This window comes from Achromobacter sp. 18P8.1.1, from assembly GCF_057799415.1.
The window spans coordinates 37,717-51,742 of sequence record NZ_JBYOKH010000020.1 but is presented as its reverse complement, the minus strand read 5'-3'; the positions used below and the strand labels follow the sequence as shown (position 1 = coordinate 51,742).

Annotated in this window: 11 protein-coding genes and 2 pseudogenes; 6 read left to right on the top strand and 7 right to left on the bottom strand. The window is 61.6% G+C overall.

All coding sequences use genetic code 11. The annotated features are described in order from the left end of the window. Nucleotides 1-1,028: 1,028 nt before the first annotated feature. Nucleotides 1,029-1,499 (bottom strand): hypothetical protein, encoded by a 471-nt coding sequence (locus AC27VE_RS14765; protein ID WP_488704282.1) that lies wholly within the window; start codon nt 1,497-1,499, stop codon nt 1,029-1,031. A 319-nt stretch (nt 1,500-1,818) separates the two neighbouring features. On the opposite strand from AC27VE_RS14765, the gene AC27VE_RS14760 reads away from it, so the two are divergent. Further along, nucleotides 1,819-2,535 carry a hypothetical protein gene (locus AC27VE_RS14760; protein ID WP_488704281.1) on the top strand — a complete coding sequence of 239 codons (717 nt, stop codon included), beginning with the start codon at nt 1,819-1,821 and terminating at the stop codon, nt 2,533-2,535. A gap of 218 nt (nt 2,536-2,753) precedes the next feature. Here the strand turns inward: AC27VE_RS14760 and AC27VE_RS14755 are convergent. After that, a pseudogene (locus AC27VE_RS14755) lies at nt 2,754-3,842 on the bottom strand (IS3 family transposase). Nucleotides 3,843-3,938: 96 nt separating this feature from the next. Here AC27VE_RS14755 and AC27VE_RS14750 point away from each other — a divergent pair. Beyond that, entirely contained in the window at nt 3,939-4,307 is a 369-nt protein-coding gene (locus tag AC27VE_RS14750) for a DUF2513 domain-containing protein (protein WP_488704280.1), read from the top strand. Between the two features lie 73 nt (nt 4,308-4,380). Here AC27VE_RS14750 and AC27VE_RS14745 read toward each other — a convergent pair. Continuing rightward, nucleotides 4,381-4,771: pseudogene (locus AC27VE_RS14745) on the bottom strand (ATPase). Nucleotides 4,772-5,232: 461 nt separating this feature from the next. Here AC27VE_RS14745 and AC27VE_RS14740 point away from each other — a divergent pair. Then, nucleotides 5,233-5,616: a helix-turn-helix transcriptional regulator gene (locus tag AC27VE_RS14740; RefSeq protein ID WP_488704315.1), complete on the top strand. Its 384-nt coding sequence runs from the start codon at nt 5,233-5,235 to the stop codon at nt 5,614-5,616. Between the two features lie 273 nt (nt 5,617-5,889). Here AC27VE_RS14740 and guaA read toward each other — a convergent pair whose 3' ends face one another. Further along, nucleotides 5,890-7,482 (bottom strand): glutamine-hydrolyzing GMP synthase, encoded by a 1,593-nt coding sequence (guaA, locus tag AC27VE_RS14735; protein ID WP_006224234.1) that lies wholly within the window; start codon nt 7,480-7,482, stop codon nt 5,890-5,892. A gap of 103 nt (nt 7,483-7,585) precedes the next feature. After that, entirely contained in the window at nt 7,586-9,046 is a 1,461-nt protein-coding gene (gene guaB / locus AC27VE_RS14730) for an IMP dehydrogenase (RefSeq protein WP_006224233.1), read from the bottom strand. A gap of 253 nt (nt 9,047-9,299) precedes the next feature. Between guaB and AC27VE_RS14725 the strand changes: the two genes are divergently transcribed. Both AC27VE_RS14725 and AC27VE_RS14720 read left to right on the top strand, forming a co-directional pair. Continuing rightward, on the top strand, nt 9,300-9,917 hold the full coding sequence (locus AC27VE_RS14725) for a DUF2239 family protein (RefSeq protein ID WP_488704279.1): 618 nt from the start codon (nt 9,300-9,302) through the stop codon (nt 9,915-9,917). A gap of 160 nt (nt 9,918-10,077) precedes the next feature. Beyond that, nucleotides 10,078-11,481 carry an HdeD family acid-resistance protein gene (locus AC27VE_RS14720; protein ID WP_427962018.1) on the top strand — a complete coding sequence of 468 codons (1,404 nt, stop codon included), beginning with the start codon at nt 10,078-10,080 and terminating at the stop codon, nt 11,479-11,481. Between the two features lie 4 nt (nt 11,482-11,485). Here the strand turns inward: AC27VE_RS14720 and AC27VE_RS14715 are convergent, their stop codons facing one another. Continuing rightward, nucleotides 11,486-12,538: a D-cysteine desulfhydrase family protein gene (locus tag AC27VE_RS14715; RefSeq protein ID WP_488704278.1), complete on the bottom strand. Its 1,053-nt coding sequence runs from the start codon at nt 12,536-12,538 to the stop codon at nt 11,486-11,488. 141 nt (nt 12,539-12,679) lie between these two features. On the opposite strand from AC27VE_RS14715, the gene AC27VE_RS14710 reads away from it, so the two are divergent. Beyond that, nucleotides 12,680-13,060 (top strand): DCC1-like thiol-disulfide oxidoreductase family protein, encoded by a 381-nt coding sequence (locus AC27VE_RS14710; RefSeq protein WP_006224229.1) that lies wholly within the window; start codon nt 12,680-12,682, stop codon nt 13,058-13,060. A 28-nt stretch (nt 13,061-13,088) separates the two neighbouring features. Here AC27VE_RS14710 and AC27VE_RS14705 read toward each other — a convergent pair whose 3' ends face one another. Continuing rightward, nucleotides 13,089-13,973, bottom strand: coding sequence for a LysR family transcriptional regulator (locus AC27VE_RS14705; RefSeq protein WP_006224228.1), 885 nt, complete (start codon nt 13,971-13,973; stop codon nt 13,089-13,091). Nucleotides 13,974-14,026: the final 53 nt, after the last annotated feature.

Here is a 14,026-nt window from a genome sequence, read left to right as displayed (position 1 = left end):
AATTATCTTAAGATTGATACTTAAACACATCATACCATCTTATTTATTAATGTGTCTACTACCGAAATTTCCTTTGAAAAGTCACGTGAAACTCATGCCCTTCCCTATAATTTCCACTTTTGGACAATCCGAACGATGCGCGCCGAGCAAACCACAGTAAAACGAGAGGGCTTAAATTAGTTCATGTTGCAGTATCCTCCATTAAAAATTTTGCTCCGATAACCTGCTGTTAGCACACACGCTATGGGTCACGGGCACTAGGCGTGCTGGGTTGATCGTGCGCCCCAAACGCGAAGGTTAGCTGTTGTAAAAAAATAGCCAACTCTGCTGGGCTGCCTTCGCGTAGAACGTCCGCAAGTAATTCAGCCGCATATGCAGGGTCGGCACAAAGCGCCTCAGACATTGCCTCAATGCGCGGTCGATCTCTCATTTGCTTTTCACCATTTACCCTAGAAACATACGAGCTAAGGCCCGCTAATACTATCCGTTGAGGAACCAAGTGTGGCGTCAAACTCAGAACAGTCACACAAACAGCTAAGCGGCTACCGATCCCTGTGGAAGCGATCAGAGCTGAAATTTACCTGTGAGCTTTAAAAATCGCCCCCATCTTCGTTCCTATGGCCCCCTGCAACCTTCGAAACTCCAACATTATTCTCTCCACATCAACAGCGTCCGCGCCTATTGGCTTCCCACATCGTCGAGCAGGTGCTTTTTCATTGGTGCGGTATGGCATGGTTACTCCTGTTGTTTATGTGCCTTTGCCATTAGACGCCGCAGCGGCGGGGCGCCTCGCAGAGCAAGATACGTCGAGCCGAAGGCGAATAAAAGGCAGCGGTGGACGGGTACGGGCTTGCCCGCACCCGTACAACACACAACTTGCCGTCCAGCCGGTACAGTTCAAGGCTACTTCCCGCTTTTACTGATTATCATGAATAAACTGCTAACTCCGGGCGGGTGTGCGACGCTTTAAGCGTTATCAGCACTCCTTTTTATTACCCTCACGCCGTCGATAATCAGACCTAGCGCCTTCAGTTTTTCTGCCTCTTCCCTGAGCCTGAATCGTGCATCGCGCATTGCCTTGCTGGGGCATCACCGGCAACGGCCACGATAAGAGTACCGAGATACCAACGGCCTCTTGGCACTACTTTGTGGCTCAACACGTGTCGAGCTACTGCTTGGCTGATGCCGTGCTGGAGGCGGGCAATGGGGGCAGGATCGTAGTAGAGGCTCAGATCATGCTCAAGAAGCATCTTTAGCGCAATTCCAAGCCGCACCCGCCATAGGTTCCGCTCTCCCCCTGTCAGAGGATCATGACGTGTCTTGGGTGAAGGGATACCCTGGTCGACTAATCCGCCGATGATTGGAAAATCAAATTGCGGCGTTTCAATTGTGATCGTTGCGGCTCGCAGTTCGGCCAGCAACTTTTCGATCTGCGTAAAGCTGTAGCGGCTATCAGAAAGTGTTTTTCTCACCCGAGCGGGATCTACGAAGAATTCCACGCCGCCATCTGATATCGCGGTGGACCGATCGCTCGGCCTGATCCGGCAACGCCGGTTCGGCGGTATCGAGGGGCGCCAAACGCAGCGCGGTGGGGATAGTCCGCAAGGCTTCCCCTGGAGGGCAAGCGCAGCGCGCGGCGCCCTGCAGGGGCGCGAAGCTGCGTTAGGGATTGAAGCCGCAGGCCGTGACGACGAAGTCGGCACGGGGCGAAGCCAGCAAAGCCCGACGGCGCAACGTGCCGGAACGCTCATAGTTTCTGGTGGGTCGCGCTAAACTGCCACGAAACGATACGTCACCGAATAATTTAGAGGAAATCTTATGGAAGGCATGCCCTCTTGGGTTAATACTGTTATTGCCTTGGGCGGTGTCCTAGGAACAATAGTTACCGCTGTCGCAACTTTTTTTCTATGGCGCGTAACCAAGACTCTTGCGCATGAAACGACAAGAATGGCTGAAGCCGCGGCTCAACCACATGTCGTCGTGACACTCACTCCCAATCGGTGGTCAATGCGGCATTTTGATATTCACATCGACAACACCGGAAATGCGACAGCATATGACATTTCGATCGCTTTCGATCCTCCACTAGAAAATGGGGAGGCACGCGGAGACCGGATCGAAATCCCATTTCAGAAAATCAGCGTCCTCAAACCCGGTCAAGGCATGGTGAGTTATTTGTCTGAATTCGGACGACTGAAGGGCAAAACCTACGAAGTTGACATTAGCTGGAAGCGTGATGCGTCCAGCCAACAGCGTCAGAAAAATTCATACTCCTTGAGTATGCTCGACCATGAGGGAGTCAGTCGTCTCGGAGATGAGCCACTGGTTGAGATCGCCAAAAACATCAAGAAAATTGAAGAAAACTGGAGTCCAGTTGCCAAAGGCCAAAAACGCACGAAATTAGATGTGTTTAGTGGTTTTGATAGGCTGCATGAGCGTCGCCAAGCGAATCGGATGCGTCGTCAGTGGCAACGAGAACAAGAGGCTCATTCCTCAACGAATGCGCAATCTGACACTCCGAATTCCCAGCAATAGCTCGTTTCAAAACCGGGCACGGCCAGTGCCGCGCCCGGTTTTGCTTTCCACCGTGCCCAGGACGGGATGGCCTGGGCGCGGTGCTGATCGCAGTTTTCCTTCGCCTCGATGCGCCCCCACACAACGCAAAGCGCCCCGGTTCAAGGCCGGGGCGCTTGCTGTCGGCGCGGGTCAAGCGGTAATCCCCCCATTTTTAGCGATTGCCAGAAGTAGGAAGGCTACGCGGCCATGGCCAACCGCTGTTTTGGGGTAAATCCGCCCAGAGCCATATTTGGGCGCTCGTGATTGTAGGACCACATCCACTGCGTGGCGACGCGCTGTACGTGGTCCAGATCTTCCCAGTGATATTGGGACAGCCATTCGTAGCACACGGTCCTGTTAAACCGTTCGACGTAGGCATTCTGTTGTGGCTTGCCCGGCTGGGATATATTCAAGCTTTATGCCCCATGCCCCGGCCCAATCGACAATTGCCGCGCTCAGGTATTCGTGCCCGTTGTCGCACCGAATGGCCAAGGGCTTTCCCCGCCAGCCGATGATCTGTTTGAGCGTGCGGATCACGCGCTCGGACGGCAGCGAGAAGTCAACCTCAATGCCCAGCGCTTCGCGGCTGAAGTCGTCGATCACGTTGAACACGCGGATGCTGCGCCCATCGGCAAGCTGGTCATGCATGAAGTCCATCGACCATACCTGGTTCACGTTGGTCGGCACGGTCAGTGGCTCGGGCGTCTGCCGAATCAGCCGTTTGCGCGGCTTGATCCGCAGGTTCAATTCGAGCTCTCGATAGATCCAGTACACACGCTTATGGTTCCAGCCAAAGCCTCGAACATTGCGCAGATACAGGAAGCACAGACCAGAGCCCCAGTTGCGGTAGTTGTATGTCAGACGTAGCAGCCAGTTGGCGACCTCCTCGTTCTCGGCGTCCGTCTTGGCGACATACCGATAGCAAGTCTGGCTGACCCCGAACGCCTCGCAGGCCATCCGGATCGATACGCTAAGATCCTGCACGGCACGTTGGGCCATCTCGCGGCGGCGAGATGGCCTCACCACTTTTTTTCTAGCGCCTCCGTCACGATCTCGGCCTTGAGCTTCTCCTCGACGTACATCTTGCGCAGCCGGGCGTTCTCGGCCTCCAGCTCCTTCATCCGCGCCATCAGCGATACGTCCATGCCGCCATACTTGGAACGCCACTTGTAGAACGTAGCCGAGCAGATGCCCAGTTCTCGGCACAGCTCAGGAACGGCAAGACCAGCCTCCACGCGCTTGATGGCTTCAATGATCTGGCTATCCGTAAATCTCGACTTCTTCATGCGGTAGAACTCCTCAACGACAAAATTCTACTTCTGACCTCATCGCTTTTGCGGGGGGATTACCACCTCAAGTCACCCCGAGTACGTGGAGACCGAATGAAAAGAAACTGGGATCTCATTCGTGAAGTGTTGATCGAAGTCGAAGCCCTGGATAGCGCGCGATTCGAGGAGATCCAGTACGGCCACGCCAGCGGAAGCTCGGAGCCAGAGAAAGCTGCCCACGGCGTCCTGCTATGGAAGGCGGGATATGTCGAAGGCGCCGATGCCAGCAGTATGAGTGGCGATGCTGTCCTTGCGACAGGGCTAACCTGGGCTGGACATGAGCTGTTGGAAACGATCCGAAGCAAGGCCATTTGGGAGCGCATCAAGACCACTGCGAAGGACAAGGGCATTGAGCTGACCTTTGACGCAGTGAAGGCGCTGGGCAGCGCCGCATTGGCCGCGGTCGTCGGCGGTGGTGAGTAGCGCAACCGCTTACGACGCAAGACACGGCACACCGCCCCAATAGGAGCGGCGTGCCGAAAGCAGCGCGGCGCGATCAGCTTGCCACCGGTGCCGTCATCGATTGCAACTGGTCGATCACGCCAGGCTCGACGAACACGCAAGCCTGCTTGTCGTCGATCGGCACGTTGAACACCTGAGCGAACACCGCGCGCCGCAGATGCGCCACGCGGCCTGTCCGGTACGCCCGCTCGGGCTTCAGGCGGCCACCCGCCGCCACGCCGCTGCGCTCGGGGTCGCACTCAACCAGCGCGACAAAGCCATCGTCGGATAGCTTCTGATGTTCGAGGCACAGGCCCCAGCCCGTCGTCGTATGGCGCTTCATGCTCGCGCGCAGGCGCTTGTCCAGCAGCAGGCTGCCAGTGCCGAAAGAAGCACCACACAAGGCACGCGCGCTGTTCCAGCGAAACGTAGGATTTGTCTTCCATGATGGTCTCCGGTTACTCAGGCAGAATTGTCCGGAACCGTCGCCATCACGGCGCAGCGCAGCAGTCAGGGGTCGAAGACGGCCGCCAGGACGCAAGCGCCATCGGCGCGCAGCCCTTGACGGCAAGACCGCCGTGATACGGTGAAGGGACACAGCAAGACCCCCCCCCTCACACCATTCAGACACGCTGGGTTTTTCGGCAAGCGGAGCGCGCAGGCCCGAAAGGGTCGAGGGCGTCAGCCGAGCAAAGCGAGGGAACGATGGAAGCCCGCATGGGGCGAGACTCGCGCAGCGAGGCTCGATGCGCAGCACGACAGCGCGCCGGCGGAACGCCGGGACGCCCCAGCGTTTGGCACTCCGCCCTGCACATGCGCCTATGAACGCACGGAGTTCTCCCCTCTACGCCACAGCAAGTTGTCGCGATAGGTGCTGAACCGCACCATGCCTCCATGCAGCAAGTTCATGGAGTACGAGGTGGAACAGCTACCGCAAGCATCCAACGCAGCCGGCGCCAACACTGGCCAGTCACTTCCCTTACCAGGCACGGAAGCCTACGAGGCGCTGCCCCAGTTCCCGAAGTGCAGCCCCCTTCCCTTCCGCCGCACCATCCGCCGCCATGAACTGCGGCAGATCGTCCCCCTGGCCGAAACGACGATCTACGAAATGGAGCGCCGCGGCGAGCTCCCGCGCAGGTTCAACCTGACGCCGCGCTGCGTGGTGTGGGACTTGGCCGAAGTGGAGGCATGGGTCGAAGAACGAAAGCAGGCACCTCGCGGCCACACCGCCAGGCCGGATGTCCACCAACGAAAAACCCGCCCTGTGCGGGCGGGTTCGAGCGAGGCATGAGGCCGGACAACGGCCTTCAACCTACCAAGGCTTCCAGCTCCGTTGACTCCGAGCGCGGCAGCCGCCGCCCTTCCTTCGCCACGTTGACTTGCAAGGCCACCCGCGCCAACGGGAAGGTCTTGATCGGACCCCCGGTTCTGACCGTCAGTTCTATCGTCAACCTGTTCCGCTGCCCGGCGATAGTTACCGATAGCTGCCGCGACGCAATTCCTTTTAAATCAATACGTTACGTCATTTTTCGATAGCTGACGATAGTCCCCCAAGGACCTTAAATCACTCCCACTCAATCGTCGCCGGCGGCTTGCTCGACACGTCGTACACCACCCGGTTAATCCCGCGGACTTCATTAATAATCCGCGACGAAACCCGAGCCAGCAACGGATGCGGCAGCGGCGCCCAGTCGGCGGTCATGAAGTCGAACGTCTGCACCGCACGCAGGGCCACCACGTATTCATACGTGCGGCCATCGCCCATCACCCCCACCGACTTGACCGGCAGGAACACGGCGAACGCTTGGGACGTCAGCTCGTACCAGGTCAGGCCGCTGGCTTCGTCCTTGGTATTACGCAGTTCTTCAATAAAGATCGCATCCGCGCGGCGCAGCAGCTCAGCGTACTCATGCTTCACTTCGCCCAGGATCCGCACGCCCAGGCCGGGGCCGGGGAACGGGTGGCGGTAGACCATCTGCGGCGGCAGGCCCAGGGCCACGCCCAGTTCGCGGACTTCGTCCTTGAACAGTTCGCGCAGCGGCTCCAGTAGTTGCAGGTTCAGCGTGTCCGGCAGGCCGCCCACGTTGTGGTGCGACTTGATGGAGGTGGCCTTGCCCGTCTTGGCGCCAGCGGATTCGATGACGTCGGGGTAGATCGTGCCCTGGGCCAGCCACTTGGCGCTTTGCTGTTTGCCGGCTTGTTCCTGGAACACTTCGACGAATTCGCGGCCGATGATCTTGCGCTTGGCTTCCGGGTCGGCGACGCCGGCCAGTTTGCCCATGAATTGCGCGGTGGCATCGACGTGAATGATCTTCACGCCCATGTTTTCGGCGAAGGTTTGCATGACCTGCTTGCCTTCGTCCAGGCGCAGCAGGCCGTGGTCGACGAACACGCAGGTGAGCTGGTCGCCGATGGCCTTGTGGATCAGCGCCGCGGCAACGGACGAATCCACGCCGCCGGACAGACCCAGGATGACTTCGTCGGTGCCGACTTGCTCGCGGATGCGGGCAACGGCTTCGGCGACGTAGTCGGGCATGTTCCAGTCGCCCTGGCATTCGCAGATCTCGTTCACAAAGCGGGCCAACAGGGCCTTGCCTTGGACGGTGTGCGTGACTTCGGGGTGGAACTGGACAGCGTAGAAGCGGCGGTCTTCGTCGGCCATGCCGGCGATGGGACACGACGGCGTGGAGGCCATCAGCTTGAAGCCCGGGGGCAGCTCGGTGACCTTGTCGCCGTGGCTCATCCAGACCTTCAGCATGCCGTGGCCTTCAGGCGTGGTGAAGTCGGCCAGGCCGTCCAGCAGCTTGGTGTGGCCATGAGCGCGGACTTCGGCGTAGCCGAATTCGCGGTGGTCCGAGAAGCTGACCACGCCGCCCAGTTGCTGCGCCATGGACTGCATGCCGTAGCAGATGCCCAGGACAGGCACGCCCAGCTCGAACACGGCGTGCGGCACGCGCATGGAGCCTTCTTCGTAGGCGGAAGCGTGGCTGCCCGACAGGATGATGCCCTTCAGGCCTTGCGCCATCTGTTCGCGCACGAAGGCGTCGTCGACGTCGCCCGGGTGAACTTCAGAATAGACGCCGGCTTCGCGCACGCGGCGGGCGATCAGCTGGGTGACTTGCGAACCGTAGTCAAGAATGAGGATGCGCTGGTGCATGGAGACTCTACCCGTTAGAAATAAAACCGCACCGGCAGAACCGCTACAAGATTTTGCGATTCTGCCGGTGCGTAATGCATGACATTGTAGTTGACTGTGTAGATCAGTCGGCGCGGTAGTTAGGCGCTTCCTTGGTGATCTGCACGTCGTGCACGTGGGACTCGCGGACACCAGCAGAGGTGATTTCCACGAATTCGGCCTTGGTGCGCATGTCGTCAATGGTTGCGGCGCCGCAGTAGCCCATCGAGGCGCGGATGCCTCCGACCAGTTGGAAGATGATGGCCAGGACGCTGCCCTTGTAGGGGACGCGGCCTTCGATGCCTTCCGGAACCAGCTTGTCGGCGTTGTTGGACGGGTCTTGGAAGTAGCGGTCGGCCGAGCCGTCCGTCATGGCGCCCAGGCTGCCCATGCCACGGTACGACTTGTACGAGCGGCCTTGGAACAGCACGACTTCGCCCGGTGCTTCTTCCGTACCGGCGAACATGCCGCCCATCATGCAGGCGAATGCGCCGGCGGCCAGCGCCTTGGCGACGTCGCCCGAGTAGCGGATGCCGCCGTCGGCGATCAGCGGAACGCCCGTGCCTTCCAGCGCCTTGGCGACTTCGGAAATGGCATGGATCTGCGGCACGCCCACACCCGCCACGATACGCGTGGTGCAGATGGAGCCAGGGCCGATACCGACCTTGACGCCGTCGGCGCCGTACTCGACCAGCGCGCGCGCGGCGGCGGCGGTGGCGATGTTGCCGCCGATGACTTCAACCTTGGGGTAGTTCTGCTTGACCCAGCGCACGCCTTCCAGCACGCCCTTGGAGTGGCCGTGGGCCGTGTCGACGATCAGGACGTCAACGCCTGCCGCGACCAGCTTTTCCACGCGCTCTTCGGTGCCGGCGCCCACGCCAACCGCTGCGCCAACGCGCAACTGGCCTTGGCCGTCTTTGCTGGCCATCGGGTGTTCGGTGTTCTTGACGATGTCCTTGACGGTGGCCAGGCCACGCAGTTCAAAGCCGTCGTTCACGATCAGCACGCGTTCCAGACGGTGCTTGTGCATCAGGGCCTGCGCTTCATCCAGCGTGGCGCCTTCCTTCATGGTGACCAGGCGTTCCTGCGGCGTCATGATGTTGCGCAGGGGCTGATCCAGGTTTTCTTCGAAACGCAGATCGCGGTTGGTCACGATGCCGACCAGCTTGCGGCCTTCGACCACCGGCAGGCCCGAGATGCCATGCTGGCGCTGCAACGCAATGGCGTCGCGCACTTTCATCTGGGGGGTGACGGTGACCGGATCGATCACGATGCCGAATTCGTGGCGCTTCACACGAGCCACTTCACGGGCTTGGGCATCGGCGGACAAATTCTTGTGAATGATCCCGATGCCGCCCTCTTGCGCCATGGCGATGGCCAGACGCGATTCGGTGACGGTGTCCATGGCGGCGGACACAAGGGGGATATTCAGGCTGATATTGCGAGTCAGGCGCGTGGCCAGGGAGGTGTCGCGCGGCAACACCTCGGAATACGCAGGCACCAACAACACATCGTCGAAGGTGAGCGCTTTTTGAACGAGACGCATGGGTAACTCCGGGCGCAAAGCAAGATTATACGCCGCCTGCATGTTTTGACTAGGTGTTGACCCTAGGTTTGTACGGAATTTTTGCAGTCTGGCAAGTCAGCGAATGCAACGAACCGGCTGGCGATGCGACCCCCATTTCTAGTGAACAATCTCACTCGAAGGATAATTATACCCGGGCAATATTGACTTATATTTTTACCCGGATCATAATCCGCACCAGCTTAACTCCACTCGGGCACGGAACCCTACCGCCATGTCTAGCACTGCCTCCCCCCTTTCCTACACCGCCTTCGAAGGCCACCGCATCCTGGCCGCGGGGCCCCTGGCCGACGTGGCGCTGGCCGTCAAACGGGCCACGAATGCGTCCGACCGCGAGGCGGTGCTGGTCTTTCAGGACGGCACGGGCCAACAGACGGACCTGGACTTGCGCGGCGACGACGCGCAAATCGCCGCGCGCCATGCGCCGCCGCCTGCCGCCGATTTGCCCGCCGTCGAACCCGACGCTGTCGATGCAGCGGATGCACAACCCCGCGGCCGTGGCCGGCCAAAGCTGGGCGTCGTGCCGCGTGAAGTCACCCTGCTGCCGCGGCACTGGGACTGGCTGGGCGCGCAACCCGGCGGCGCCTCGGTGGCGCTGCGCAAGCTGGTCGAGCAGGCGCGCCGCGACAACGAGGCGCGGGACGAGCAGCGCCTGCGCCAGGAAGCGGCCTACCGATTCATGTCCAGCATGGCCGGCAACCTGGCCAGTTTCGAGGACGCGACCCGGGCGCTCTATGCAGACGACCGCGAGCGCTTTGCGCAGTGCATTGCCACGTGGCCGCAGGACGTGCGCGCCTACGCGATGGGCCTGGCCTGGCCAGCGCCCGATTAAGACGAATCGTTGCAGGGCACGCTACCCGGCGGCCCTGCGGTCTGCGGAATCGGATGGGAAACCGTATTGAAGGATTGCATTAACGTGTTCAGAATCGACCGGGTTTCGGTACCATGCAGTTCTGAGCTCGTATCCGCCTTCCCCTTTCCGGACCGCTGGCATGCCACAACTTGTATTGCTGCTGTTGGGAGTCCCCTATCTGCGCAAACGCTGGCGCGCCTTGTTCGCAGTCGGCGCATTCTTTCTGGCGGCAGGCATATGCGTCTTCATCGACGCGTTGGACAACGCGCTCTACTTCCCTCTGAATGCCTTTGCCGTCCTCTTTATTATTGAAGGGCTGGCCACGCTGCTGATCGCCTCTTCCGGCGTGGGTGGCCAGCGCGTCTTGCGCTACACCAAGGGTGTATTCGTGCTGCTGGCGGGCACGCTGATCCTGATCGGGCACCACCACGGGCACTTCGCGCTATCGATGATCTTCGGCGCCTTGTTCCTGATGGACGGGGTTCTGCAATGCCTGGCCGCCTATGTCGTGCGCTACGACCGCTGGCGCTACGCCTTCGCCGGAGGGGTGGCCGAAATCCTGCTGGCCATTTTCTTCTTCCAGCCCTACCCCACCAATTACGTCGGCACGGTGCCGTATTGCCTGGGCCTGTTCCTGGCCATTGCGGGCCTGAAACTGCTGTGGCTGGCGCGGCGCGTCAAGCACCTGGCCTCGAACCCGGCCTTCGCCGCCAACGATTCTTCGGATTTCCTGCCGGCCGCGCCGGCGGCCGCGTCGCCCGTGTGGGACGGCCCGCCCGCCGATTCCGAGCGGGCGCTGACCGTCCACGTCTGGACGCCGTCCGGCTCGGCCAAGGCACAAACGCGCAACTATCCCGTCGTTGACCGCTACATCGCGGCCGTCGATGTGAACGGCGTGATCTCTACCGGCCACGCCGCCTTGGAGTCCCCGGAAGGCATCTATATCAGCCTGTATCCCAAGGAAGAAATCGACCGGTCGCCCGATGAGTTCGGCAACCTGTTGCGCGCGACGCCCGACAACGACATCCCCGGTGTCTACCAACCCGACTATGCGACCGAATCCAAGGCCTGGTGCCCGTCCACCATGCGCGTGCGCATCCGGAATTACGACCCCGACAAACTGGCCGCGTTCTGGAACGAGTACCGGCAGAACAGCACCTACAACCTGACCCACCGCAATTGTTCAAGCTCGGTGGCGCGGGCGCTTGATGCCGCGCTGGACGGCGTGGTGGGCCGGCTGCACGGCAGCCGGGCGGGATGGCGCGTGCTGATCCGGCTGCTGTTGACGCCAGAGCTTTGGGTGGCCTCGCAGATCCGCAAGCGCGCCATGACCATGGCCTGGACGCCGGGGCTGACACTGGACTACGCCCGCGCCATGAGCATGCTGGCCGATCCGCGCCCGTTCGGCTGGTGGAAGATGTCGCAGCAGGCGTTGCGCCAGATCGCCGGATTGCGCGCGCGGTGGCGGGCGCAGGACCGTGGCGCCGCGCAACGCGGCCAACAGGCGTCGGCCGACCTGCCCGGTGCGGGGCCCGAAGCGTGAAGGCCTAGCCGCGGTCGGCGCCAGTCGCCCGCGTGGGCTCGAAGGCGCTGCGATAGGCGAAAAGGCCAGGCTGGCCGCCTGTCATTACGAACAGCACGTTCGAGCCGGGCGCGTATTTGCCCTGTTCGATATCGGCCAGCAAGCCCGCGAATGCCTTGCCGCTGTAGACGGGGTCCAGCAACCAGCCCTCGGACCGGGCAACGGTCGTGACCGCGTCCAGCATTCCCGATGTGGCCGCCCCGTAGTGCTCACCGCGATGCGATCCATTCACGCGGATTGCGGATACGGCGGGTGACTCCAGCTCAAGCAGCTCGCACGCGCCGGCCACCAAGGCGTGGGTCGTGGCGATGGTCTGAGCTTCGACGGCCAGAACCCCATATCCCTGAACCAGGCCGGGGTCTCGGCCCGCCGCGTGAAAGCCCGTCACCAGACCGGCTTGCGTCCCGCCGCTGCCGTTGGCGACCGCCACGGTTGAGAACTCCACGCCGAGTTCGCGTTCCTGGTTCAGGATTTCCTGGGCGCAGCTGACGTATCCCAGGCTGCCCAGCGGCGTCGACCCGCCGGTGGGAAGCACGACAACGCGCCGACCTTGGGCGCGCAGCGCTTCCGCACGCGCCTGGGCGGCGGTCAGACTGTCCGTGCCTGCCGGTGCGATAGTGACCCGGGCCCCGAACAATGGGTCCAGCAGCATGTTGCCGTTGTGCTCGTATTCTGCGTCGTCCCTGGGCACGGCGCGTGACAGGACCAGTTCGCAGGCCAGGCCTGTGACCGCCGCGGCCGCCGCCGTCAGGCGCGCATGATTCGACTGCAGCCCGCCCACGGTGATGACGGTATCGGCGCCATGGGCCAAGGCGTCGCCCAACAGGAATTCCAGCTTGCGCAGCTTGTTCCCGCCCCCGCCCAAGGGCATGAAATCATCGCGCTTGACGTAGAGCTGCACGCCTTGCAGGCGCCCCTTCAAGGCTGCGGCCAGACGATCCATGCGTTGGATCGGCGTGGGCGCGCCGACGAGCGGGACTGTCGGAAACCGGTCCAGGGGAATCTTTGCGGTGGTCATGCTGAAGTACATCCCTTTGAGTGTCGAATGCGGGCGCCGCTAGCGCGACGGGTCGGGCACTTTTTTATCACGGACGAAATGCGCTTTAATCGGTACAGGCGGGCGGGATTCCCGCGCCCGCGCAAAACTATAGGGTGCGCCATGGCCATCGCCAAGAACTTCCTGCTGTATGACGGAGACTGCCCCTTTTGCTCGAACTACGTGCGGATGCTGCAACTGCAGAAGGCCGTGGGCCCTATCGACCTGCTTAATATGCGCGACCACCCGGATCTGGCGGTAGCCTACAAGGCCCAGGGGTACGACCTGAACCAGGGCATGTTGCTGCATCTGGACGGCCAGGATTATTGGGGCGCCGACTGCATCAACCGGCTGGCGCTGATCAGCACCGGCAACGATTTCTTCAATAGCGTCAACGCCGCCGTCTTCCGCAACCCGTGCCTGTCGACGGCGCTCTACCCCTTCATGCGCACAGGCAGAAGCCTGGCGCTGACCTTGCTGGGCAAGAAGAAAATGCAGATGTGACGGCCGCCGTCGCGGCCGCCCCGTCTACTCACTTGGCCGCGACGCCCGCCACCCGCTGCAGGAACGCGTCCAGCGCCGGATTGTCATGCTGCGCGTGCCAGGCCAGATACATGTCCGCGTACAAATCCCGCTGGCCGATCGGCCGGAACTCCACCCCTTCAAATCGCAGTTCCCGCGCCGAATCCGGCACGATGCCCACGCCCAAGCCGGCCCGCACCAGCGCCAACAAGGTGTGCGTCTGCCCCGCACGCTGTACGTAGTCCGGCTGCACGTCGGCCAAGCCGAACGCCCCCACGATGCGGTCATAGAAGTATTTGCCTTCCCGGGGCGAATACAGCACGAAAGGCTGGCCCTGCAACAGGCGCAACGGCACGGTGTCGTGTTCGCACAAGGGGGAGCCTGCGGGCAACGCCAGCACCAGGGGCTCGCGTTCGACCAGCCGCGATTCGATGCCGGCCTGTTGCGGCACGCTGCGCGCCAGGATGGCGTCCAGTTCGCGCGCCAGCAGCAGGCGCGCCAGATCGGTGCTGACGGTTTCGCGAAGCTGGATCTCGACGCCGGCCAGCAGCTTGCGCGCCTGCATGATCATCGACGGCATCAGCCGGTACGACGCGACCGCGGTGAAACCCAGCGTGATGTGCCCGGCCTCGCCCCCGGAGGTGCGCCGCGCGGTAGCGGCGGCGCGCGCGGAAAATTCCAACAAGTGCCGCGCGTCGCGCAAGAAGCGCCTGCCTGCCGCGCTGAGCAGCACCTGCCGGCTATTGCGTTCGAACAGCGTCACGCCCAGATCCTGCTCCAGCAATTGGATCTGCCGGGATAGCGGCGGCTGCGTCATGCATAGCCGCTCGGCCGCCCGGCCGAAGTGCAGTTCTTCGGCGACGGCGATGAAACACTCCAATTGACGGAATTCCATCGATTCAACTCTTGAATTGATCAATGCTATTTATAGCTCGAACGGCTATCCAT

Bases quoted from the DNA above. Each gene is read 5' to 3' on its own strand.
- AC27VE_RS14760 (WP_488704281.1), top strand. From the start codon at position 1,819: ATGGAAGGCATGCCCTCTTGGGTTAATACTGTTATTGCCTTGGGCGGT.
- AC27VE_RS14750 (WP_488704280.1), top strand. From the start codon at position 3,939: ATGAAAAGAAACTGGGATCTCATTCGTGAAGTGTTGATCGAAGTCGAA.
- AC27VE_RS14740 (WP_488704315.1), top strand. From the start codon at position 5,233: ATGGAGTACGAGGTGGAACAGCTACCGCAAGCATCCAACGCAGCCGGC.
- guaA (WP_006224234.1), bottom strand. From the start codon at position 7,482: ATGCACCAGCGCATCCTCATTCTTGACTACGGTTCGCAAGTCACCCAG.
- guaB (WP_006224233.1), bottom strand. From the start codon at position 9,046: ATGCGTCTCGTTCAAAAAGCGCTCACCTTCGACGATGTGTTGTTGGTG.
- AC27VE_RS14725 (WP_488704279.1), top strand. From the start codon at position 9,300: ATGTCTAGCACTGCCTCCCCCCTTTCCTACACCGCCTTCGAAGGCCAC.
- AC27VE_RS14720 (WP_427962018.1), top strand. From the start codon at position 10,078: ATGCCACAACTTGTATTGCTGCTGTTGGGAGTCCCCTATCTGCGCAAA.
- AC27VE_RS14715 (WP_488704278.1), bottom strand. From the start codon at position 12,538: ATGACCACCGCAAAGATTCCCCTGGACCGGTTTCCGACAGTCCCGCTC.
- AC27VE_RS14710 (WP_006224229.1), top strand. From the start codon at position 12,680: ATGGCCATCGCCAAGAACTTCCTGCTGTATGACGGAGACTGCCCCTTT.
- AC27VE_RS14705 (WP_006224228.1), bottom strand. From the start codon at position 13,973: ATGGAATTCCGTCAATTGGAGTGTTTCATCGCCGTCGCCGAAGAACTG.